Here is a 22516-nt window from a genome sequence, read left to right on the forward strand (position 1 = left end):
CGCTACCAGCGCCCGGTGCCAGCCTGCCACATCAGCGAGACCCGCCTGCGAAACTCACTCATGCCAAGCGCGCCTGCCACCACGCGCGCGGGCTCTGCCCGGACCTGTCGCAATATGGCACCTGCCTGCCAGCCGGGCAGCAAGGCACTGCTTGCCGCAGAGGAAATCGCCCGCCGCCTCTGTCTGGCAGCGGCAAGCCGGTCCAACCCACGTTCCGCCAGCCGGACCAACCCGGCCTCGGTGCCATCCAGCAGCGGCACCCGTTTTTGGGCCTCAAGCTCCGGGATGGCACGCAGATAGGCCGCAAGCCCCGCCGCATAGGCGTAGTTGCGCACCACGCGCTCTTCGGCCTCCCCCAGAGAGGCCGCCGCCATCCACATCAGACCGCCCGCGGTGGCGTCGATATAAGCGTCAAATGCCGCCTCATCCTCGAACGGATCGCGGTAGATATCCCAGCGCCGCGCCTCCGCCATCGCATCAATGACCTGCGCCGCCTCGTGGTTGACCAGCCGCGCCAGCGGTGTCGAAACATAATGCCGGCGCACCTGCCCACCGGATGCAATCTCCGCCCCGACATCGCGCCACCACTGCACCCGCATCTCGGCGATCATGCTCTCCTGACTGGCCCAGGGGGCGCGCGACATCTCGATGTTAAAAGCGTAGAGCGCAAACAGCAGTGGCCGCGCCTCGACGGGAGCGGCCATTGCAGCCAGAAAACGATCCGGATCGCCCTTCTGAACCGCCTCGGCGCAGGCGATCAGGTCATCGTCAAACTGCATCCGCTGCCTCGGCCGCATCGCGCAGCAGCTTCCAGTTCATCGCATCGAGCAGCGCGTCAAAAGACGCATCCAATATGTTCGGACTAACGCCAACAGTGGACCAGCGCCGCCCCTTGCCGTCTTCGCTGTCGATGATGACGCGGGTCACAGCCTCGGTGCCGCCCTGGGTGATGCGCACCTTGAAGTCGACCAGCCGCATGTCGTCCAACACCTTGGAGTAGCGCCCCAAATCCTTGCGCAGCGCCTTGGCCAAAGCGTTCACCGGGCCACGGTCGCTACCCGAGGGATCAAGCGATTCACTCACCGAGAGGAGCTTTTCGCCATCCACTTTAACAACCACAACAGCTTCCGACAGGCTGATCATCTCATCATACTTGTTCTTGCGCCGCTCCACCGTGACCTTGTAGCGCTTGACCTCAAAGAACTGCGGCATCTGGCCCAGTTCCTCGCGCGCCAGCAGCTCAAAGGACGCCTGCGCCGTGTCGTAGGAATAGCCTTCGGTTTCGCGTTCCTTCACCCGCTCCAGAATCCGGCCAAGCGCGGGGTCGCCTTTTTCAACCGTCAGGCCCGCCTCTGCCAGACGACGGCGCAGGTTCGACTGCCCCGCCTGATTGGACATCGGGATGACGCGGCTATTGCCCACCACCGCAGGCTCAATATGCTCGTAGGTCGAGGGGTCCTTGAGGATCGCGCTCGCATGCAGCCCCGCCTTATGGGCAAAGGCCGAGGCCCCCACATAGGCCGCCTGTTTCTGCGGAACCCGGTTGAGGATCTCGTCCAGCATCCGGCTCACCTTGGTCAACCGCGCCAGCGCCCCCTGCGGCACGCCGGTCTCATACGCGCTGGCATAGGGCTCCTTCAACAGAAGCGTTGGGATCAGGGTGGTGAGGTTGGCATTGCCGCAGCGCTCGCCCAGACCGTTGAGCGTACCCTGGATCTGGCGCACGCCCGCATCCACCGCCGCCAGCGAACAGGCAACCGCATTTTCGGTGTCATTATGGGCGTGAATACCCAGATGATCACCCGGCAGCCCCGCAGCGATCACCTCGGATACGATGCGATGAACCTCATGCGGCAGCGTTCCGCCATTGGTATCGCACAACACAACCCAGCGCGCCCCTGCCTCCAGTGCCGCGCGACAGGCCGCCAGCGCATAGTCTGGATTGGCCTTGTATCCGTCAAAGAAATGCTCGGCATCAAACTGCGCCTCGCGCCCCTGCGACACGATATGCGCCACAGACTGCGCGATATTGTCAAGGTTCTCTTCCAGAGAAATGCCAAGCGCCGCAGTCACATGATAGTCATGCGACTTGCCCACCAGACAGACGCTCTTGGTGCCCGCATTCATCACCGCCGCCAGCACATCGTCATTCTCAGCCGAGCGCCCTGCCCGCTTGGTCATGCCAAAAGCCGTGAGCGTCGCGCGAGTCTCGGGTGCCTCATCGAAAAAAGCGCTGTCGGTCGGGTTGGCACCGGGCCAGCCGCCCTCGATGTAGTCCACACCTAGGTCATCAAGTGCCTGGGCGATCTGCTTTTTTTCTAACGTGGAGAACTGCACCCCTTGCGTCTGCTGCCCGTCGCGCAGGGTGGTGTCATAGAGGTAGAGCCGTTCCGTCATTCCAGCCCCTCCAGCTTGGCCGCGTCAAACCCTGTGCCGGGCACAAGTTCCACACCTGTTTTCGACATACGCACCTCCAGCCCTGCCTCCGTGTAGGCCGATTTGAGGCGATCTACCTCGGCAAAATCCTTGGTTTCCATGGCCGTCTGGCGCGCCGCGAACAGTCGCGCCTCATGCGCCGAGAGATCAACCGACGGCGCTGCAGCCCAGTCACCCATCTCATCACTCAAAAGCCCCACCAACTGTCCCGCCGCCAGCAATCCCGCCGCATCGCCAGCCGCTGCCAGCTTGTGCATCTCGGCAATTGCCCCGGCGGTATTGAGATCATCCGCCAGTGCGTCCACGACCGCGACAGCAGCGGTGGCGGCGGGCTCGATGCCCGCTGTCAGCGCCCGCCACTTGCGCAACGTCGCCTCCGCCTCCGCGGCCTTCTTCTCGGTCCAGTCCATCGGCTTACGGTAATGGGTCTGCAGGAACACAAACCGCACGACTTCGCCCGGAATGCCCTGTTCCAGCAGATCGCGCACGGTGAAGAAATTGCCCAGCGATTTGGACATCTTCTTGCCTTCAACCTGCAACATCTCATTGTGCAGCCAGTAACGCGCGAACTCGCCTTCGGGATTGGCGCAGCAGCTCTGGGCGATCTCGTTTTCATGATGCGGGAACATCAGATCGTTGCCACCGCCGTGAATGTCAAAGCTCTCGCCCAAGAGATCATGGCTCATGGCGGAGCATTCGATATGCCAACCCGGACGTCCGCGCCCCCAAGGGCTGTCCCAGCCCGGCTGCGCCGCATCCGAAGGCTTCCAGAGCACAAAATCCATCGGGTTTTTCTTGTAAGGCGCCACCTCAACGCGGGCCCCCGCGATCATATCGTCAACGGAGCGGCCCGAAAGCTGACCGTAGCCTTCGCGCCAGGAGTCCACCGCAAACAGCACATGGCCTTCGGCAGCATAGGCATGCCCCCGCGCGATCAGGTCCTCGATCATCGCGACCATCTGCGGGATATACTGGGTCGCGCGCGGCATATGCGTGGGCTCCAGCGCCCCAAGCGCGCCCATATCGTCCAGAAACCACTGGGTGGTCTCGGCGGTGATCTCGCCGATCTCGCGCCCGCTTTCGGCCGCACGCGCGTTGATCTTGTCATCGACGTCGGTGAAGTTGCGTGCATAGGTGACGTGCGCGTCGCCGTAGACATGGCGCAGCAGCCGGAACAGCACGTCAAACACCACCACGGGCCGTGCATTGCCAAGATGCGCCCGATCATAGACCGTGGGGCCACAGACGTACATCTGCACATTGTCCGGATCAATCGGGATAAAGACCTCTTTTTTGCGGGTCTTTGAGTTGTGCAATTTGATCGTCGTCATGTCAGCTCCTTCGACAACACGTCAGCTCGGGCGAACCCCAAATACCTCACCAAGCGCACTGCGCGCAGCGCGGGCTTAGCAACTTGTCACATGAAAGAGAACGACAGAAACCAGCCCGCTGAAGATCAGCAGGCAATACAAATGGTAATAATGGTTTCGATATGCGCCATAGTGTTCAGCTAGCACATGTTTTTGGATCGGCCAAGCCCGGAGTTCACCCGCGCCATGGTATCCCGCTCAGAACCGAAAGGCTGCGGTGAGCGCCAGTTGCCGGTTCTCGCTCGACAAGGAGTAATCCCCGTCCGCGCTGCGTCTTCCGCTGAGGCTGCCACTCAACTGCACGCCCGGCGATATTTCAATCGCGACGCCAAAGCCAAGAATGCCAAGTTCCTCGTGATCTTCGACAAACAGGCTGCTGCTTCCATGGGGTTGTAGATCATAGATCGGCCTTGATTCCGTCGTAGGCAGGGCTGGAATATATGCGCTCGCCTCACTGACGGGGCGCAGGTCCGTGCCAGCATTGGGCATTTCCGCCTCGTCAGACACAACGTCACCGACCAGCGTCATCCCCAAAAACCGCCCAGACCAGTCGTCAGAGGCCGCAGGCGTGCTCAGCATTGCGGCTCCCAGCACGGTGCAAGCGCCCAACAGCAGAGCAGAATGCATGCAGCAGATATTATGCCGAGCAAAGCGGTGCATCGGTGAAACCCTATAAGACATGGAGATCACAGCCCATCCCCGGACTGTCAGGCCGTACCGTTCCGACCCTGTTTCATATCTCGCAGATTATACTTAACAATTCGTTCAGCTTCGCCGTTAAAACGCAAAAGCTATAGGGTCATACGCGGCGGACCGACGTGCATTAGATTTACAAAAGCAAAAGGCCCCCTCCAGTTTGGAGAGGGCCAGTTTCGCCGATCAGGCTCTTTTCATTGACCGCCCGTGTTTTTCTTGCCTTGTCCTTCTCGGCGTATGGGATGAGCGCACCCACCCCAGACAGATTTCAGAAACCCAAAGTGTTTTGGTTCCCGATCATGGTGAAGCGCCGAACTTGCCGGAGCTTCAATTTCGTCGGGGATATCAGCAGATCACGAAGAGCCGCCTCATCCCCTGCGCATCCCCCAAGGTAAGCCTATGGATGCGGTCTCGTATCCCGGTGCATGACGCGTACCGGGACTATCCTTAGCTACAGCCCGAGGTGGAGCCGCAGGTGTTGCATTTCATGCAGGTGCCGTTGCGCACCAATGTGTAATTGCCACATTCGCCGCACGGATCGCCTTCATATCCCTGCATTTTTGCTTTGGTGCGCGCATCCATTCCTCCGCTCGCGGCCGGTGCTTCGGAGGTCTCCGGTACCAGTTTCTGCAATGCCGCCACGGGATCGGCGCTGCCGTCCAGCGCGGTCACCGCAACGCTGGTCTGGCCGCCTTGCAATACCACCAGTTCTTGCGGCAGGCGTTTGCGCAGATAGCCGGTGGAGGAGATCTGCTTCAGCACCTCCAGCGATTTCGAGGCCGCCCCGTCGCTCAGCTCAGAGAGGTTCGAAAGCCCCTCTTCGGCATCGCCACGCCCCAGATCATCGAATGTTGCGCCTTCGGGTTTCACATGCGCCAGATCGGTGCGGTCGAGATAGCTCACCGCCAGTTCGCGGAACACATAATCGAGGATCGAGGTCGCGTTCTTGATCGAATCGTTGCCCTGAACCATGCCCGCAGGTTCGAATTTTGTGAAAGTGAAGGCATCGACAAATTCTTCGAGCGGAACGCCGTATTGCAGACCGACCGAGACCGCGATGGCGAAGTTGTTCATCATCGCCCGGAAGCCCGCGCCCTCCTTGTGCATATCGATGAAAATCTCGCCGAGATTACCGTCCTCATACTCACCGGTGCGCAGGTAAACCTTGTGGCCGCCGACAACCGCCTTTTGCGTATAGCCCTTGCGGCGCTGCGGCATCTTGGTGCGGTGAGATTTCATCACCTCCTTGATGACCACTTTTTCGACGATCTTCTCGGCCAGGGTAGCGGCTTTTTCCGGCACCGAACCTGTTTCCAGAATCTCGGCGGCCTCATCGTCATCCTCAACCAATGCCGCAGCCAGCGGCTGGCTCAGTTTGGAGCCATCGCGATAGAGCGCGTTGGCCTTCACCCCAAGCGACCAGCTCAGCTCGTAGGCCCGCTGGCAATCCTCGATGGTGGCGTTGTTGGGCATGTTGATGGTTTTGGAAATCGCGCCGGAGATAAAGCTCTGCGCCGCGGCCATCATCTTGATGTGGCTCTCAACACCCAGATAACGTTTGCCTTTTTTGCCGCATGGGTTGGCGCAATCAAAGATCGAATAATGCTCTTCCTTGAGGTGCGGTGCGCCCTCCAGCGTCATGGTCCCGCAGACGTGATCGTTCGCGGCGTCAATGTCGGCTTTGGTGAACCCGAGATGGCGCAGCAGATCAAAGGCGGTGTCGTTGAGCTTATCGGCCGGAATGCCCAGCACGCCGGTGCAGAACTCCTCGCCCAATGTCCACTGGTTGAACACGAACCTGATGTCAAAGGCGCTTTCGAGTGCCGCATCAACCTTCGCCAGCTCATTGGGGCCAAAGCCATGTCCGGTCAGCGAAGTATGGTTGATCCCCGGTGCATTGCCGATGGAGCCATGACCGACCGCATAAGAGACGATCTCTTCGATCTGAGCCGAGGAATAGCCAAGGCCCTCCAGCGCCGAGGGCACCGAGCGGTTGATGATCTTGAAATACCCGCCGCCTGCGAGCTTCTTGAACTTCACCAGCGCAAAGTCCGGCTCAATCCCGGTGGTGTCGCAGTCCATCACCAGACCGATGGTGCCGGTGGGTGCGATCACGGTGGATTGCGCGTTGCGATAGCCGTGTTTCTCACCAAGGCTCACCGCCTCGTCCCAAGCGCTCATCGCCAGTTCCGTGAGGCGCGCGTCGGGGCAGTTGTGCAGATCCAGCGGCACCGGTTTCACGGTGAGCGCATCATACCCCTCGGTCGCGCCATAAGCGGCATTGCGGTGATTGCGCATCACCCGCAGCATGTGATCGGCATTGCGCGCATAGCCTGCAAAGGGCCCCAGCTCAGCTGCGATCTCGGCAGAGGTGGCATAGGCCACACCGGTCATGATCGCGGTCAGCGACCCGCAGAGCGCCCGGCCTTCGTCGCTGTCGTAGCCATAGCCCATGTTCATCAGCAGCCCGCCAATGTTGGCATAGCCCAGACCCAGCGTGCGGAAATCATAGGACAGTTGCGCGATTTCCTTCGATGGGAACTGCGCCATCATCACCGAGATTTCCAGCGTCAGCGTCCACAGACGGCTGGCGTGCATGAAATCCTCGGCCTGAAACACGCCACCCTGATAGAAGGTCAAGAGGTTCAGCGACGCGAGGTTACAGGCAGTGTCGTCGAGGAACATGTATTCGGAACAAGGGTTTGAGCCCCGGATCTCACCGTCTTCGGGGCAGGTGTGCCACTCGTTGACGGTGTCGTGAAACTGGATGCCCGGATCGGCGCAGGCCCAGGCTGCGTGGCCGACTTTCTCCCAGAGATCGCGCGCCTTCACGGTCTTGGCGACCTTACCGTCGGTGCGGTTGATCAACTCCCAATCGGCGTCTTTCTCGACCGCGTGCAGGAACGCATTGGTCACGCGGATGGAGTTGTTGGAGTTCTGGCCCGACACGGAGGAATAGGCCTCGGAGTCCCAATCGGTGTCATAGGTCGGGAACTCGATGCTGTCATAGCCCTGACGGGCATAATCCAGCACGCGTTTGATGTAAGTCTCTGGAATTGCGACCTTCTTGGCTTCGCGGATCGCTGATTTCAGAGCGGTATTTTCAGCCGGATCATAGGCGTCCTCAGAGAGACCATCCCAAGTGCGCAGAGCCTCAAAAATGCCGTTCAGCATCTTTTCGTGCATTTTGGAGCCGGCCACGATGGAGGCGACTTTCTGTTCCTCGAGCACCTTCCATTCGATGAATTGCTCGATATCCGGGTGATCGGCATCCACGATCACCATCTTCGCTGCTCGACGGGTTGTCCCGCCTGATTTGATCGCACCAGCGGCACGATCCCCGATTTTCAAAAAGCCCATGAGGCCCGAGGATTTGCCCCCGCCAGAGAGTTTCTCGCCCTCGGCCCGCAGGTGGCTGAAGTTGGTGCCGGTGCCGGAGCCGTATTTGAACAGCCGCGCCTCGCGCACCCAGAGATCCATGATGCCACCGTCCTGCACCAGATCGTCGGACACGGACTGGATGAAGCAGGCATGCGGCTGCGGGTGCTCATAGGCGCTGTTGGATTTGGTCAACTTGCCGGTCTTGTAATCCACATAGTGGTGGCCCTGCGCCGGTCCGTCGATGCCATAGGCCCAGTGCAGACCGGTGTTGAACCACTGCGGGCTGTTGGGCGCGGCACGCTGGGTCGCCAGCATATAGCGCATCTCGTCAAAATAGGCGCGCGCGTCTTCCTCGGAGGAGAAATAGTCCCCCTTCCAGCCCCAATAGGTCCAGGCCCCGGCCAGACGGTCAAATACCTGTTTGGAGGAGGTCTCGCCGCCGAGTTCCACATCGTCATCCGCGGGAACCGAGCGCCATAGGAACTCTGGCACGCCCTTCTCGCGGACCTTCTTCAGACGCGATGGGACACCGGCCTTGCGAAAGTACTTTTGCGCGATGACGTCACTGGCCACCTGGCTCCAGGTCGATGGCACCTCAATGCCCTCAAGACGGAACACGATGGTGCCATCCGGGTTGCGGATTTCGGACGTCGCCCCGATGAAATCCAAGGATGCATAGGCATCCTGTCCTGCTTCTGTGAAACGACGCTCGATCTTCATGGCTACACCTGTCCCAATTAGTCCCGCTTGCGCACCGGTGCATTTTGTACCGGCCTTCATATCGCTGACCGCAGAGGGCAATACCTGTTAACTGGCGTAGGTTCAGGCCCACGCTCACGGGTCCTTCACCGACCCGGATTTAACGGTTTTGCACGAAGCAGCCTGATCGGGAGCAACTGCTCAATCTCAACAAGATCTAGTGGCGCCCCCAAGCGACACACACAATCTCGCGTAAGATGGCATAGGCGGTCAACGCAAAATTTCAAATTTTACGGACCAGTTTTCAGTTGACCGGTTTCACGATTTCGAGGGTCTGACTGACGCTATGATTCATCCACAGCGCCTCCCGTGGATCGGTGATTTTGAATATTAAGTTAAGGAAATCTGAAAACCCGCGTGTTGCGAGGGGGTTGTCCTGCGGAGGTCATCCACGCTTGAACTGCGCTCTCCTGCGGAGGCCCGCTTTTTGATGCTAGTATGCCGCTCCAGTGAGCTGCGACACAACGCGCGACCGTTCTGCAACGCCTCTGGGCCAGTATTCATCTTCCGCAAATTTTTGAGGCAGGCAAATCACGATTTTGATGCCCTTGCGCGTCAGTTCCTAAATAAAGGGTAAACACCAGATATGCCGCCCTGCCCCTCACTGGCACCTAAACCTTGGCAGTGATTCTCGGCTCACCGTAAGGCGCGCGTCAACTCACTCAAAAGAGCGGGGTCACGATCAACATCCCAAAGCCCCTGCTGAACCCGAAGGTTCAGCAGATGACAGGGACTTCATTCATATAAGGAAGAAGTGGTCGGGGCGGCGAGATTCGAACTCACGACCCCCTGTACCCAAAACAGGTGCGCTACCAGACTGCGCCACGCCCCGGACCGTGCGCCTTCCTAGCGGTGCTGTTCTGATTTGAAAAGCCCTAACAGGGCCATTTTGCAGTTTCTTTTGAAAAAACTTCGTGGCGCATCTCACTGCCCACGGAAATCCCATAGGATTCAACGATACCGGCGTTGACTTCGAGCACCACCAGGACCTTATCGCCCCCGGGGATCGGTGTCAGATCGCCCGGCAAAGCGTTCTTGTGGATATGGCTTACAACGCCGTCCGCGCCGACAAAGATCATGTCGAGCGGGATCAGCGTGTTTTTCATCCAAAAGGCCACGCGCTGTGGCATCTCATAGATAAAGAGCATGCCAGATCGTTTTGGCATGCTGGGGCGATGCATCAACCCCTGAGCGCGGGTTTCGGGGGTGTCGACCACTTCGACCGAAAATCGCGCCTGCCCCCAAGGGCCGCGCAGATCGACTTGGTCACGACTACAGGCCGCCGCAGCAAGACCGCAGGTCGCCACAAGCCAAAGGGCGGCGGCTGCGATACGCGATGCAGCCACCCTACGCATCAGTCGATGTAGTCCACATCGGATGAGGCCGCCTCCCAGGCGAGCACATCCACAGCCATTCGTCCGCGCTTGCCTTCGATCACCCGCATTGCGAGTGCCTCTCCGGATTGCACGTCTGACAGACCAGACTGGCGCAGCACCTCGACGTGCAGGAACACATCTTCGTCGCGCCCGAACACATTGGCAAAGCCAAACCCTTTGGCTTTGTCGAACCACTTGACCCGTGCGGGCTCCAGCGGTGTGTTGCTGATTTCTTCGTCATCCAACTGCGCCAGATCGCTGAGAACGGGTGTGTCCTCACGTTCTGGTGGGGTAATGGATACGATTTCTACCGCCTGCACACCTCGATCTGTGCGATGGGTGACAACTTCAATGCCAGCACCATCGGCAATCGAGCTTTGCCCGAAATTGCGCAGGACGTTTACGTGCAAAAGAATATCGGGTCCATTGTCAGGACAGACAATGAATCCATAACCTTTTGCGGGATCAAACCACTTCACTAGTCCACGGACATGCTGCAAACTGCTCAAATCTTCGGCCACTTGCGAATTCCACCGGTTCGTTTGTTATTTCCGTGTTGCTTCTCGTAACTGCGCGAATTCCGCACAAGAGTTCAAGAGCAAAAGAGTCAGGAGCCAAAGTGACCGCTAACTGATTTGTCGTAACCTTAAGGGCTAAGACGGGTAATTGTCCAATCATCTTGGACATTTTTACGTCGCCAGACAAAACGATCATGTAGTCTGAAAGCACCATCTGCCCAGAATTCTATTTCTGTCGGCACGATACGGTAGCCTCCCCAGAAATGGGGACGTTTGGGATTCGGTCCCTTTTTCGCGGTGACCTTTGCAACCTCTGCCATAAGTGCGCTGCGCGAAGACAACGGTTGCGATTGTTTTGACGCCCAAGCCCCGAGCCTGCTTTTGAGCGAGCGTGAGGCGAAATACTCATCCGCTTGCGGCCCATCTTCTTTACTGACGTGCCCACGCACCCGGATCTGACGGCGCAAAGACTTCCAATGCATCACAAAGGACGCAGTGCCGCTGGCTTCGATTTCCTGCGCCTTGGTGCTCTCGTAGTTGGTGTAAAACACAAAGGCTGCGTCTTCGATTTCTTTCAGCAAAACCATACGACTGTTGGGCATTCCCTCGGGGTCCACCGTCGCCAGCGCAATCGCGTTGGGGTCATTGATTTCGGTTTCACTGGCCTCGGCCAGCCATGCGCGCGCTATTTCGAATGGATCGTTCCCTTCGAAGAGCCCCTCTCTGTCCGACATGATGTTATATCCTTACTGATTGCCTTCGTACTTAGTGACCTTTGTGCCCGATTGGAAGGGGCCGGTCGGCGTGTGGACTTGATGCCCTTGTCACAGCGGGCTAAAGGACGTTCTATTAACCGATCACAGGCGGAGAACCTGCATGTCTAGTCAACTGATGGCCGGAAAACGCGGCCTCATCATGGGCCTGGCCAATGACAAATCCATCGCGTGGGGCATTGCCAAAGCCTGCGCTGAGGCCGGAGCTGAACTTGCGTTCTCCTATCAAGGTGAAGCGCTGAAAAAGCGGGTCGACCCGCTGGCGGGTCAGCTTGGCAGCGATATCGTGCTGCCCTGCGATGTCGCAGATGAGGCGTCCATCGACGCGCTCTTTGCTGCGCTCGAAGAAAAATGGGGCAAGCTCGACTTCATCGTGCATGCCATCGGCTTTTCCGACAAAAGCGAGCTGCGTGGCCGCTATGTCGACACCAGCCGCGCAAACTTCCAGATGACCATGGATATCTCGGTCTATTCTTTCACTGCCGTTGCCAAACGTGCGGAGAAGATGATGGACGCAGGTGGCTCCATGCTCACGCTGACCTACTATGGCGCCGAACAGGTGATGCCGCACTATAATGTCATGGGTGTCGCCAAGGCGGCACTTGAGGCTTCGGTGAAATACCTGGCCGAGGATCTGGGCAAGGACGGCATCCGCGTCAACGCGATCTCTGCCGGCCCGATCAAGACGCTCGCGGCCTCCGGCATCGGCGATTTCCGCTACATCATGAAGTGGAACGAGTACAACTCGCCCCTGCGCCGCAATGTGACAACCGATGACGTGGGTAAATCCGCGCTGTATCTCTTGTCGGATCTGGCTTCGGGTGTCACCGGCGAGAACCTGCATGTGGATGCGGGCTATCACGTGGTCGGCATGAAGGCCGTGGACGCCCCGGATATCGAGAAAGGCTAACCCCAGATGAGCACCAAGGACCCGAACCGCCTGCCCCATGAAAAGGGGTTTCACATCTCTTGGGATCAGATCCACCGTGACAGCCGCGCGCTGGCGTGGCGTCTGGACGGGCTCGGGCCCGATGATGGCCACTGGCGTGCCGTCGTGGCGATCACCCGCGGCGGCATGGCGCCCGCGATGATCGTGGCGCGCGAACTCGACATTCGCACCGTCGATACGATCAGCGTCAAATCCTATCATTCCGGCGGCGGCAAGGCCGATCAGCGCCGCGAAGCCGAAGTGCTAAAAAGCCCTGACGCAGAGATGATGGGCGACGGCACCGGCATCCTGATCGTCGACGATCTGGTTGACTCGGGCAAGACGCTGGAACTGGTGCGCAGCCGTTACCCAAAGGCGCATCTGGCAACCGTCTATGCAAAGCCGCAGGGCGAACCACAGGTCGATACATTTATCACTGGCGTCAGCCAGGATACGTGGATCTTCTTTCCGTGGGATATGGCGCTGCAATATGTTGAGCCCTACCGCGGCACTGATTGACGTAGGGTTATTTTACAAATTAAATAAAACGCGCCCTAACCGGCGCGTTTTTTCTTTTCGGTTCTCCGGTTTCGCCCTCTTGCTTTGGGCAATTGAAATCGACCAAATGGCAAAAATCCGCGTATTGCGTGAGACTTAAAAAAGGAATTTCCGATGCATCTTGCCAGAACCAACGCCACTTTCGTTTCTCCGATCGTGGAATCCCGGCGCTGGCTGCAGGGGGTTACGTTTTCCGAGAACCAGCCGCTTTTAAATCTCAGTCAAGCTGCCCCGGCAGATCCACCCCCGACAGGTTTACGTCAGGCAATGGCTGAGGCGGTATTGAACCAAACCAGCGCCCATCTTTATGGTCCTGTATTGGGCAACCCGGATTTACGGGCGGCATTGGCGGAACAGATCAGTCGCCATTATGAGACCCAAGTCACCGCCCAAGAGGTCGCCATCACCTCAGGCTGCAATCAGGCTTTTGCGGCCACGATCCAGAGCCTCTGTGCTGAGGGCGACGAAGTGATCCTGCCGACGCCTTGGTATTTCAATCACAAAATGTGGCTCGATATGCAGGGGGTTACCACCCTGCCCTTGGCCGTCGGCGCGGGGATGCTGCCCGAGGTCGAGAAGGCCGAAGCGCTGATTACCGACCGGACCCGCGCCATTGCGTTGGTCACCCCCAACAACCCCTGCGGCGTCGAATATCCTGCTGCGCTCCTTGATGCGTTCTATGATCTGGCGCAGCGATATGGGCTGACGCTTATTGTGGATGAGACTTATCGTGATTTTGACAGTCGCTCCGGCGCGCCGCACGGCCTGCTCCAGCGCAGCGATTGGCATAACACGCTGGTCCACCTCTATTCCTTCTCCAAGGCCTATCGCCTCACGGGCCACCGCGTCGGAGCCATCGCCGCCGCCCCCGCGCGCTTGCTTGAGATGGAGAAGTTCCTCGACACGGTGACCATCTGCCCCGCACAAGTCGGCCAGATCGGGGCCAAATGGGGGATCGAGAATCTCGACCAGTGGCTTGCAGGCGAGCGGGCAGAGATCCTGAAGCGCCGCGCCGCGATTGAGGCGGGGTTTGCGCCCCTCTCCGACAAAGGCTGGCAGCTATTGGGCCTCGGCGCTTATTTTGCCTATGTCGCGCATCCGTTTGAACAAAGCTCCGATGAGATCGCCCAACGGCTCCTGCGGGAGGCGGGAATGCTCTTGTTGCCGGGCACCATGTTTACCCCGGAGGGCGCGCCAGAAGGCCATCGTCAGTTCCGCATCGCGTTCGCCAATGTGAATGAGAGCGGTATTCAAGAGATGCTCTCGCGTCTTGCGAAATTTGCCGGGTAACAAAACCTCTACACCTCTGCCGCCCTCGACGCTTGCTCCTGCCGGGGCAGACGCGTATTCAGGGCGGCAACAGGAGACAGCCGACCCAGTCGGCACAATATGGCCGCCCGGCACACGTCCCGGCGCGCCGCCAAAAGACGACATAAAGGGCCGCAGGCATGAAAAACCTCTCAAAGACCTTCGTTTGGATCCTTATGGGTCTGTTGTTCGTGGGGCTTGCGGGCTTTGGTGCGATCAACGTATCCGGCACCACACGCACGCTGGCCACCGTCGGCGACGCAACGGTCAGCGTCGATGACTACGCGCGCGCGCTTCAGCAAGAGCAACGCGCCATTCAGGCCCAGTCCGGCCGGTCCATCCCGCTCTCGCAGTTGATTTCCATGGGCGTGGATCGCGGCGTGCTCTCCGGCTTGGTGGCCTCTGCCGCGCTGGACAATGAACTTGGCGAACTTGGCCTCTCCGTGGGCGATGAGGTGCTGCTCAAAGAAATCACGCAGATTTCTGCCTTTCAGGGCTCTGATGGCAGCTTCAGCCGCGACAACTATCGTTTTGCTCTTGATAACGCAGGCCTCTCCGAGGCTGATTTCGAAGAAGACATGCGTTCTGAGACTGCCCGTACCCTGCTGCAAGGCGCCATCACTGGCGGCACCCGTATGCCCGCCGTACTGGGAGAGACGCTCACCGATTACATTGGCGCGCGCCGTAGCTTTGCCTATGTGCGCCTCTCCGAGAATGACGTGATCCTCACCGCTGTTGAACCCACAGAGGATGAGCTGAAAACCTTCTACGAGACCCATATCGAGGATTTCACCCTGCCCGAGACCAAGGTCATCACCTATGTGGCCCTGCGCCCTGATGCGCTGGTGGATGAGGTCGAAGTGGACGAAACAGCCCTGCGCGCACTCTATGAAGAGCGCGATGCAGAATTCAACGTCCCGGAGCGTCGTCTGGTCGAACAGCTGGTCTTCCCAAATGAAGATGCCGCCGCAACCGCTAAGGCGCAGCTGGACGTGGGCGGCACCACTTTTGAAACGCTTGTTGAAGAACGTGAACTGACGCTGTCGGATATCGACATGGGCGACGTGGCGATCGACACGTTGGGCGCGGCAGGAGACGCGGTGTTTGCCGCAGAGGTTGGCGATGTCGTTGGCCCGCTGCCCTCGGAATTTGGCCCGGCGCTCTATCGTGTAAACGGTGTGCTTGAGGCCAATTTCACCAGCTTTGAGGACGCGCTGCCGACGCTGCGCGAAGAACTGGCACTGGACCGCGCCCGCCGCGTGATCGAGACCCGCTCTGAAGGTATCGATGATGCACTTGCCGGCGGGGCCACGCTCGAAGATCTGGCCAAAGAGGAAAACGGCATGGTGCTGGGTCAACTTGATTGGACCGCAGACACCACAGACGATATTGCCGCGTATGACACCTTCCGCAATGCGGCAGAGGCGGTCACGGTCGAGGACTTCCCTGCGGTGGACTACCTTGAGGATGGCAGCCTCTTTGCCCTGCGCCTTGATGAGGTGCTCGCGCCCCGTCCCCAGCCGTTTGAAGATGCCCGCACCGCCGTTACCGAAGCCTTCAAAGGCGACCGGATCGCCAAGGCACTGGCAGAGCAGGCCGATCAGATCAAAGCGGCAACCGAGGCCAATGACGGCCAGTTCCCCGAGGAGCGCGAGGTGGTTGAACAGACCGGCCTCACCCGCACGGGTTATCTTGATCAGACCCCGGTTGATCTGCTCAATCAGGTGTTTGAGATGGAAGTGGGCGAAGTTCGCGTGGTCTCTGACGCCGAGGGCACCGTGGTTGTGCGTCTGGATGAGACCCTGCCGCCCGATGATGGCAACGACATGCAGTTCCTGACGCAGGCTCTGAATGAGCAACTGAATCAGTCCCTGTCGAATGAGATCTTCCAGATCTATCTGCAAGCGGTGCAGTCACGCGCGCGCCCGCAGGTGAACCAACAGGCGGTGAATTCAGTTCACGCCACCTTTCAATAACTAAGCACGAGGCGCATGCGCTCATGGCCCTGATCCCCGACTTCGACACATTCGCCAAAGCCTATGAGGCAGGCGAAAACCAGGTGGTCTACACACGGCTTGCCGCCGATCTGGATACGCCCGTCTCCTTGATGCTGAAACTCACCGGCGCGCAGAAGGATGCCTTCATGCTGGAATCGGTGACCGGCGGTGAGGTGCGCGGGCGCTATTCCATCATCGGTATGAAGCCAGACCTGATCTGGCGCGCGCGGGGCGAACAGGCAGAGATCAACCGCGCCGCCCGCTTTGATCCCGACGGTTTTGCCCCTGTCGAGGGCAATCCGCTGGACACGCTGCGCGCGCTTCTCGCCGAAAGCCGCATCGATCTGCCCGATGATCTGCCGCAGGCGGCGGCGGGGCTGTTTGGTTATCTGGGCTATGACATGATCCGCCATGTGGAGCATCTGCCCCATGTGAACCCCGACCCGCTGGGCCTGCCCGATGCGGTGATGATCCGCCCCTCTGCGGTGGCGGTGCTGGACGGCGTGAAGGGCGAGGTCACGGTGGTTTCGCCCGCGTGGGTCAGCGACGGGCAATCGGCGCGTGCGGCCTATGCACAAGCGGCGGAGCGCGTGATGGATGCGGTGCGCGATCTCGAACGCGCCATGCCCGCCGAGACCCGCGATCTGGGCGAGGCGCGCGAGGTGGCCCCGCCGGTCTCAAACTTTACCAAGGACGGCTATATGGCCGCCGTGGAGAAGGCCAAGGACTACATCCGCGCCGGGGACATCTTTCAGGTGGTGCCCGCGCAGCGCTGGACGCAGGATTTCCCACAGCCCCCTTTTGCGCTTTACCGCTCGCTCCGGCGCACCAACCCCTCGCCGTTCATGTTCTACTTCAATTTCGGCGGTTTCCAGGTGATCGGCGCCAGCCCCGAGATCCTCGTGCGGGTCTTTGGCGATGAGGTTACCATTCGCCCCATCGCAGGCACCCGTCCGCGCGGGGCCACCCCCGAAGAGGACAAGGCGCTGGAACAGGATCTGCTGGCCGACAAGAAAGAGCTGGCCGAGCATCTGATGCTCTTGGATCTCGGGCGCAACGATGTGGGCCGCGTCGCCAAGATCGGCACAGTGCGCCCCACCGAGGAGTTCATCATCGAGCGTTACAGCCACGTGATGCATATCGTCTCCAATGTGGTCGGCGAGCTGCACGAGGACAAAGACGCGCTGGATGCGTTTTTCGCCGGCATGCCTGCGGGCACGGTCTCCGGTGCGCCCAAGGTGCGCGCGATGGAGATCATCGACGAACTGGAACCGGAAAAACGCGGCATTTATGGCGGCGGTGTTGGCTATTTCAGTGCCGGGGGCGACATGGACATGTGCATCGCGCTGCGCACCGCGATCGTGCAGGATCAAAAGCTCTATATTCAGGCCGGAGGCGGCGTCGTCTACGACAGCGACCCGGAAGCGGAGTATATGGAGACCGTGCACAAATCCAACGCGATCCGCCGCGCGGCTGCGGATGCCGCACGCTTTACCGGCGATGGCAACCGCTGAAAAAGCCATGATTGCAAAATGAAAAACGCGCTCCCGAGACCATCGTGGAGCGCGTTTTTGTATATCAGATCGGACGTGACCTACTGTGCATTCGGCTCCAGCAGGCGTTTGAGGCTTGTAGAGATGGGCACAAGTTCGACCCGGCTTGCCCGGTCTTGCAGCCCCCAGATCAACAAAGCGGAAATGGTATCCGGTTTCAAACGTCCAAGCATGATCACCGCACCTTCCTGACCGGAGCGGAATGCCGCCTGATCGAGGAAGCGACGCATGGCGCGCGGATCTTGTCCGGCACCGTCAAAATCGCGGAACACCACGCCCGAGGGGATGCCATCGCGCAGCGCCATTTTTTGCACCGTGTTCAGACCATTGTCCTGCAACACCAGCCCATAGCCCAGATCTGCCGCGATGGTTGCCACCTGATCCGCCAAGGGCCGATTGCCCTGAACGCCGCCATTGATGCCCTCAAGAATGCCGACCGCCTCAGGCAAGCGATCAAACCACACGGGCATCGCAGTTTCCGCGTCCTGCGGCTGGCCTTCACGCGGCAGATCCGCCAGCACCATGACCTCAAACCCAGCCGCCCGGCGCGCTTTCATGCGCGCAACTGCGTCCGGATCGCTTGGGTCGATGGCAAAGGTCAGCGGATAGGGGAAATCTTCCAATGCCTCGGCCCCGACCGCACCCTCTTCCTCAATGAGAATGATCGACATCAACGGCACGCCGGACTCCGGGCTTGCGGGTTCCGCGTTGCGTACAAACGGCGGCGTCTCGGGCGTCGCTTCCGCACTCGTCTCAGGCGCGGCTTTATTGCGTTCGGTAAGGGGCACCACGCGCGTGCCGATGCTCGGCCCCGGCTCTGTGCCCTCATCGCCAGCGGTTTGCGGCAGATCTGCGATCCTCAACTCGCCCGTGTCATCCTCATTCGTCTCGTCTGATCTGACCGGGGGCGTCGTCAGGTTTGGCGAAGGCGTGGCATCGGGCGGCGTGCCGATCCCCGGTGCCTCAACCGCTGCACTGTCAAGCCGCACCGGAGCAGGCGTGTCCTCTGCCTCCTGCGTCAGTTCAGGCGCGGGCGTCTCTTCTTCGGGCGCGGTCAGCGCAGGCTCGCCGCTGTCCGCAACCTCGGGGGCGGCAGCGGGATCATTCACGACCGCAGGCGATTCTTCCACGAGAGGCGCTGCGGGTTGTGTGCTATCGCCTGCATCCGTTCCCGGCAAAGGATCATCCGATGCAACCGAAATCTCGGGCGCGTCAACACCTTCTGGCGCGGTGTCCAGCGCAGCCTCCGTCCCGGTGGAAACAGCCGGGCGCTCTGGCGCGGTGGTATCGATCTCACTGGGTGCATCGTCACTGATGGTTCCTTCAACGGTCGGCTCGGCGGGGGCCGTCTCAACCACATCCGCATCGCTGCCAGGCGTATCAAGGCTCTGTGTCGATGTTTCACGCGGCTCCAGCGTCGTGGTCGGCGTCTCATGCGAGACATCAACCGCCTGCGGCAAGGGTGTTGACAGTGACCAGACCGCCGCCCCAGCAACCGCGACCAGCGCCCCAACGCTTACGCCACCCAGAAATCCTCGCATGCCTGTTTCGCCCTCTTGCCTGTGCCCGTTTTCCTGCGCGCGCCCCAAAACGAGGTGCCTCAGCTCCGGTCATCTTCTCCGTCTGACGCGCGTCAGCCCGGATGTGCCCTTGACGCTGCCGCGCATCCCTGAACATGTATGGTCCCACACACTATACTGCGGCGCGGCCCCCGCCCGCCACCCATAAAAGAGCGTCCCAAGATGTTGCTGCTTATCGACAACTACGACTCCTTCACCTACAACCTCGTGCACTATCTTGGCGAACTGGGCGCCGAGATCGAGGTCTGGCGAAACGATGCGTTGGATGTGCAGCAAGCCATGGCGATGAAGCCCTCCGGCATCCTGCTGAGCCCCGGCCCCTGCGATCCCGATCAGGCGGGCATCTGCCTTGCGCTGACCGAAGCGGCAGCCGAGACCCGCACGCCGCTGTTGGGCGTCTGCCTTGGTCATCAGACCATCGGTCAGTCCTTTGGGGGTAAGGTGGTGCGCTGTCACGAGATCGTGCACGGCAAGATGGGCAAGATGCATCACACCGACAAGGGTCTTTTTAAGGGGCTGCCGTCGCCGTTTGATGCCACCCGCTATCACTCGCTGGTGGTGGAGCGTGAGAGCTTTCCGGACTGTCTGGAGATCACCGCAGAGCTGGAAGACGGCACCATCATGGGCCTGCAGCACAAAGAGCTGCCCATCCACGGCGTTCAGTTCCACCCGGAATCCATCGCCTCCGAGCATGGGCATGCGCTCCTGCAGAACTTCCTGAATGAGATGAAGGTCCCGGCATGAGTGATGCGCTGAAACCTCTGATCGGTCTGGCCGCAGATCGCGCCCTGACCCGTACCGAAGCCGAAACCGCCTTTGCGGCGCTGTTCAATGGCGAGGCCACCCCAAGCCAGATCGGCGGCCTTCTTATGGCCCTGCGCACCCGGGGCGAGACGGTGGATGAATATGCCGCCGCTGCCGCAGTGATGCGCGCCAAATGCAACAAGGTCACCGCGCCTCAGGGGGCGATGGACATTGTCGGCACCGGTGGCGATGGCAAGGGCACGCTTAATATCTCCACCGCGACCGCCTTTGTGGTGGCGGGCACCGGTGTGCCTGTGGCGAAACACGGCAATCGCAATCTGTCTTCGAAATCCGGCGCAGCGGATGCGCTGACCGAGATGGGCATTCAGGTCATGGTCGGCCCGAAAGTGGTTGAAAAATCACTGAAAGAGGCGGGCATCTGCTTCATGATGGCACCGATGCATCACCCTGCAATCGCCCATGTGATGCCCACCCGCCAAGAGCTTGGCACACGGACGATCTTCAACATCCTCGGCCCCCTGACCAATCCGGCGGATGTCAAACGCCAACTGACCGGGGCGTTCACCCGCGACCTGATCCGCCCGATGGCGGAGACGTTGCAGCAGCTCGGCTCTGAAAAGGCATGGCTGGTGCATGGCTCTGATGGCACCGACGAGCTGACCATCACCGGCGTCAGCTGGGTTGCCGGGCTTGGTGAAGACGGCAGTATTTCCGAATTCGAGATCCACCCGGAAGAAGCCGGCCTGCCCGAACATCCCTTTGAGGCGATTGTTGGTGGCACCCCCGCCGAGAATGCCGAGGCGTTTCGCGCGCTTTTGAATGGTGAACCCTCCGCCTATCGTGACGCGGTGCTGCTCAACTCCGCTGCCGCGCAGGTGGTGGCAGGTACAGTCTCCTCGCTCAAGGAAGGCGCTGAACGTGCCGCTGAGAGCATCGACAGCGGTGCGGCCCTTGGCAAGGTCACGGCGGTTGCACGGATCACTTCGGAGGCCGCCTGATGGCCCCGCAAGACCACGCCTCAGCCCTGCGACCTGCGGTCGGGGGCTGGGCGGACCTGCCGTTCTTTCAGACGCATTGGCCTGAGATTGAGGCAAAGCTGGCGGAAGACTCGCGGCAGATCCTGCCGCCTGCACATCAGCGTTTTGCCGCCCTTGAACTGACCCCGCCAGAGGCCACCCGCGTGGTGATCCTCGGTCAGGACCCCTATCCCACGCCGGGGCACGCCCATGGGCTGTCCTTTTCGGTCGAGCCAGATGTGACACCCCTGCCCCGATCGTTGCGCAATATCTATCAGGAGATGCGCGACGACATCGGTTGTTGCCCCGACACCGGCGATCTGCGCCCTTGGGCCGCGCAGGGCGTGCTTTTGCTCAATACGGTGCTCTCGGTGCCTGCGGGCGACGCCAATGGCCACAAGAAACTCGGCTGGCAGGAACTTGCGCATCAGGTATTGGATCATAGCTCTCACCGCCCAACGGCCTATGTCCTCTGGGGCAATCAAGCGCAGAAGCTCGAAAGCCACATTCGCCCCGGCGATCACCTGATCGTCAAGACCGCACACCCCTCGCCGCTGTCGGCACGTCGGGGCTTTTTTGGCTCCCGCGTGTTCTCCGCGATCAACGACTGGCTCACCGCGCGCGGCGAGCCGCCTATCACGTGGGCCACCCCACGCACTTCTCAAGGGAGCCTCTTCGATGTCTGAGACCATCCTCGATAAAATCAAAGCCTACAAACTCGAAGAGGTCGCTGCCGACAAGGCCGCCAAACCGCTGGCAGAGGTCGAGGATGAGGCCCGTGGCGCTGATCCTGTGCGCGGATTTGCAGATCGTTTGCAGCAGGCCACGCACGAAGGCTATGGCCTGATTGCCGAGATCAAAAAAGCCAGCCCTTCCAAAGGTTTGATCCGTGCTGATTTTGATCCCGCCGCGCTTGCCAAAGCCTATGCCGACGGCGGGGCAACCTGTCTTTCGGTGCTGACCGACACGCCGAGTTTTCAGGGCGCTAAGGACTATCTGGTAGAGGCCCGCGCCGCCTGCGATCTGCCCTGCCTGCGCAAGGATTTCATGTATGACACCTATCAGGTCGCCGAGGCCCGCGCGCTTGGGGCCGACTGTATCCTGATCATCCTCGCCTCTGTCAGCGATGCTCAAGCCGCAGAGTTGGAAGCCTGCGCCTTTGAGTGGGATATGGATGTGCTGCTGGAAGTCCACAACGAAGAGGAACTGGAGCGCGCCTGTCATCTGAAGTCGCGCCTGATGGGCATCAACAACCGCAATCTCAAGACCTTTGAGACCACGCTCGACACCACCCGGACCCTGTCGCGCATGGTGCCGCCGGATCGCACAATCGTCTGCGAAAGCGGCCTGTTCACGCCCGAAGATCTCTCTGATATGGCCCGCTATGGTGCGCGCAGCTTCCTCATCGGCGAGAGCCTGATGCGTCAGGACGATGTAACCACGGCCACCCGTGACCTGCTGGCCAATCCGCTGGTTCCCACGGTCTAAACAAGGAGGCCTGT

Annotated in this window: 18 protein-coding genes and 1 tRNA gene; 9 read left to right on the top strand and 10 right to left on the bottom strand. The window is 60.2% G+C overall.

What is annotated here, in order from left to right; translation table 11 throughout:
- Positions 1-2: 2 nt before the first annotated feature.
- The 9 genes from K529_RS07600 to pdxH form a co-directional block, all read right to left on the bottom strand.
- Positions 3-779, bottom strand: coding sequence for a squalene/phytoene synthase family protein (locus K529_RS07600; protein ID WP_046002150.1), 777 nt, complete (start codon positions 777-779; stop codon positions 3-5).
- Positions 769-2397: a citramalate synthase gene (gene cimA / locus K529_RS07605; RefSeq protein WP_046002149.1), complete on the bottom strand. Its 1629-nt coding sequence runs from the start codon at positions 2395-2397 to the stop codon at positions 769-771. The genes K529_RS07600 and cimA overlap by 11 nt, the downstream gene beginning before the upstream one ends.
- Positions 2394-3767, bottom strand: a complete 1374-nt coding sequence (gene cysS / locus K529_RS07610) for a cysteine--tRNA ligase (protein ID WP_046002148.1) — start codon at positions 3765-3767, stop codon at positions 2394-2396. The genes cimA and cysS overlap by 4 nt, the downstream gene beginning before the upstream one ends.
- Positions 3768-4004: 237 nt before the next feature.
- Positions 4005-4385, bottom strand: a complete 381-nt coding sequence (locus K529_RS07615; protein ID WP_040642529.1) for a hypothetical protein — start codon at positions 4383-4385, stop codon at positions 4005-4007.
- A gap of 564 nt (positions 4386-4949) precedes the next feature.
- A complete protein-coding gene (locus K529_RS07620) occupies positions 4950-8603 on the bottom strand; it encodes a vitamin B12-dependent ribonucleotide reductase (protein ID WP_005623588.1) in 3654 nt (1217 codons plus the stop codon).
- Positions 8604-9397: 794 nt separating this feature from the next.
- Positions 9398-9474, bottom strand: a tRNA-Pro gene (locus K529_RS07625).
- A gap of 43 nt (positions 9475-9517) precedes the next feature.
- Positions 9518-9997: a DUF192 domain-containing protein gene (locus K529_RS07630; RefSeq protein WP_005623585.1), complete on the bottom strand. Its 480-nt coding sequence runs from the start codon at positions 9995-9997 to the stop codon at positions 9518-9520.
- Positions 9997-10539, bottom strand: a complete 543-nt coding sequence (locus K529_RS07635; protein ID WP_005623581.1) for a cold-shock protein — start codon at positions 10537-10539, stop codon at positions 9997-9999. Before K529_RS07635 ends, K529_RS07630 begins: the two co-directional genes overlap by 1 nt.
- Before the next feature lie 125 nt (positions 10540-10664).
- On the bottom strand, positions 10665-11270 hold the full coding sequence (pdxH, locus tag K529_RS07640) for a pyridoxamine 5'-phosphate oxidase (RefSeq protein WP_005623578.1): 606 nt from the start codon (positions 11268-11270) through the stop codon (positions 10665-10667).
- Between the two features lie 142 nt (positions 11271-11412).
- Between pdxH and fabI the strand changes: the two genes are divergently transcribed.
- The 5 genes from fabI (at position 11413) to trpE (ending at position 17614) form a co-directional block, all read left to right on the top strand.
- A complete protein-coding gene (fabI, locus tag K529_RS07645; RefSeq protein WP_009179101.1) occupies positions 11413-12219 on the top strand; it encodes an enoyl-ACP reductase FabI in 807 nt (268 codons plus the stop codon).
- Between the two features lie 6 nt (positions 12220-12225).
- On the top strand, positions 12226-12756 hold the full coding sequence (gene gpt / locus K529_RS07650) for a xanthine phosphoribosyltransferase (protein ID WP_009179332.1): 531 nt from the start codon (positions 12226-12228) through the stop codon (positions 12754-12756).
- A 153-nt stretch (positions 12757-12909) separates the two neighbouring features.
- A complete protein-coding gene (locus K529_RS07655; protein WP_005637630.1) occupies positions 12910-14085 on the top strand; it encodes an aminotransferase in 1176 nt (391 codons plus the stop codon).
- Positions 14086-14243: 158 nt separating this feature from the next.
- Positions 14244-16079: a peptidylprolyl isomerase gene (locus tag K529_RS07660; protein ID WP_005637633.1), complete on the top strand. Its 1836-nt coding sequence runs from the start codon at positions 14244-14246 to the stop codon at positions 16077-16079.
- A gap of 23 nt (positions 16080-16102) precedes the next feature.
- Positions 16103-17614, top strand: a complete 1512-nt coding sequence (gene trpE, locus K529_RS07665) for an anthranilate synthase component I (protein WP_046002147.1) — start codon at positions 16103-16105, stop codon at positions 17612-17614.
- Between the two features lie 80 nt (positions 17615-17694).
- On the opposite strand, the gene K529_RS07670 is transcribed toward trpE, so the two are convergent.
- Positions 17695-19194, bottom strand: a complete 1500-nt coding sequence (locus tag K529_RS07670; RefSeq protein WP_046002146.1) for a divergent polysaccharide deacetylase family protein — start codon at positions 19192-19194, stop codon at positions 17695-17697.
- 201 nt (positions 19195-19395) lie between these two features.
- Here K529_RS07670 and K529_RS07675 point away from each other — a divergent pair, with 201 nt between their 5' ends.
- The 4 genes from K529_RS07675 to trpC are packed head-to-tail and all read left to right on the top strand — an operon-like array spanning position 19396 to position 22502.
- Positions 19396-19977: an anthranilate synthase component II gene (locus tag K529_RS07675; RefSeq protein WP_005639559.1), complete on the top strand. Its 582-nt coding sequence runs from the start codon at positions 19396-19398 to the stop codon at positions 19975-19977.
- Positions 19974-20996 carry an anthranilate phosphoribosyltransferase gene (gene trpD / locus K529_RS07680; protein WP_005639562.1) on the top strand — a complete coding sequence of 341 codons (1023 nt, stop codon included), beginning with the start codon at positions 19974-19976 and terminating at the stop codon, positions 20994-20996. The genes K529_RS07675 and trpD overlap by 4 nt, the downstream gene beginning before the upstream one ends.
- Positions 20996-21700, top strand: a complete 705-nt coding sequence (locus K529_RS07685) for a uracil-DNA glycosylase (protein ID WP_005639565.1) — start codon at positions 20996-20998, stop codon at positions 21698-21700. Before trpD ends, K529_RS07685 begins: the two co-directional genes overlap by 1 nt.
- The gene (gene trpC, locus K529_RS07690) at positions 21693-22502 is read left to right on the top strand and encodes an indole-3-glycerol phosphate synthase TrpC (protein WP_005639568.1); all 810 of its coding nucleotides are present in this window, start codon (positions 21693-21695) and stop codon (positions 22500-22502) included. Before K529_RS07685 ends, trpC begins: the two co-directional genes overlap by 8 nt.
- The last annotated feature ends 14 nt before the right edge of the window (positions 22503-22516 follow it).

This window comes from Tritonibacter mobilis F1926, assembly GCF_000376545.2.
In the GTDB taxonomy this organism is placed as follows: Bacteria; Pseudomonadota; Alphaproteobacteria; order Rhodobacterales; family Rhodobacteraceae; genus Epibacterium; species Epibacterium mobile.

Coding starts and splice junctions, on each gene's coding strand:
- K529_RS07600 (WP_046002150.1), bottom strand. CDS start 779: ATGCAGTTTGACGATGACCTGATCGCCTGCGCCGAGGCGGTTCAGAAG.
- cimA (WP_046002149.1), bottom strand. CDS start 2,397: ATGACGGAACGGCTCTACCTCTATGACACCACCCTGCGCGACGGGCAG.
- cysS (WP_046002148.1), bottom strand. CDS start 3,767: ATGACGACGATCAAATTGCACAACTCAAAGACCCGCAAAAAAGAGGTC.
- K529_RS07615 (WP_040642529.1), bottom strand. CDS start 4,385: ATGCTGAGCACGCCTGCGGCCTCTGACGACTGGTCTGGGCGGTTTTTG.
- K529_RS07620 (WP_005623588.1), bottom strand. CDS start 8,603: ATGAAGATCGAGCGTCGTTTCACAGAAGCAGGACAGGATGCCTATGCA.
- K529_RS07630 (WP_005623585.1), bottom strand. CDS start 9,997: ATGCGTAGGGTGGCTGCATCGCGTATCGCAGCCGCCGCCCTTTGGCTT.
- pdxH (WP_005623578.1), bottom strand. CDS start 11,270: ATGTCGGACAGAGAGGGGCTCTTCGAAGGGAACGATCCATTCGAAATA.
- fabI (WP_009179101.1), top strand. CDS start 11,413: ATGTCTAGTCAACTGATGGCCGGAAAACGCGGCCTCATCATGGGCCTG.
- gpt (WP_009179332.1), top strand. CDS start 12,226: ATGAGCACCAAGGACCCGAACCGCCTGCCCCATGAAAAGGGGTTTCAC.
- K529_RS07655 (WP_005637630.1), top strand. CDS start 12,910: ATGCATCTTGCCAGAACCAACGCCACTTTCGTTTCTCCGATCGTGGAA.
- K529_RS07660 (WP_005637633.1), top strand. CDS start 14,244: ATGAAAAACCTCTCAAAGACCTTCGTTTGGATCCTTATGGGTCTGTTG.
- trpE (WP_046002147.1), top strand. CDS start 16,103: ATGGCCCTGATCCCCGACTTCGACACATTCGCCAAAGCCTATGAGGCA.
- K529_RS07670 (WP_046002146.1), bottom strand. CDS start 19,194: ATGCGAGGATTTCTGGGTGGCGTAAGCGTTGGGGCGCTGGTCGCGGTT.
- K529_RS07675 (WP_005639559.1), top strand. CDS start 19,396: ATGTTGCTGCTTATCGACAACTACGACTCCTTCACCTACAACCTCGTG.
- trpD (WP_005639562.1), top strand. CDS start 19,974: ATGAGTGATGCGCTGAAACCTCTGATCGGTCTGGCCGCAGATCGCGCC.
- K529_RS07685 (WP_005639565.1), top strand. CDS start 20,996: ATGGCCCCGCAAGACCACGCCTCAGCCCTGCGACCTGCGGTCGGGGGC.
- trpC (WP_005639568.1), top strand. CDS start 21,693: ATGTCTGAGACCATCCTCGATAAAATCAAAGCCTACAAACTCGAAGAG.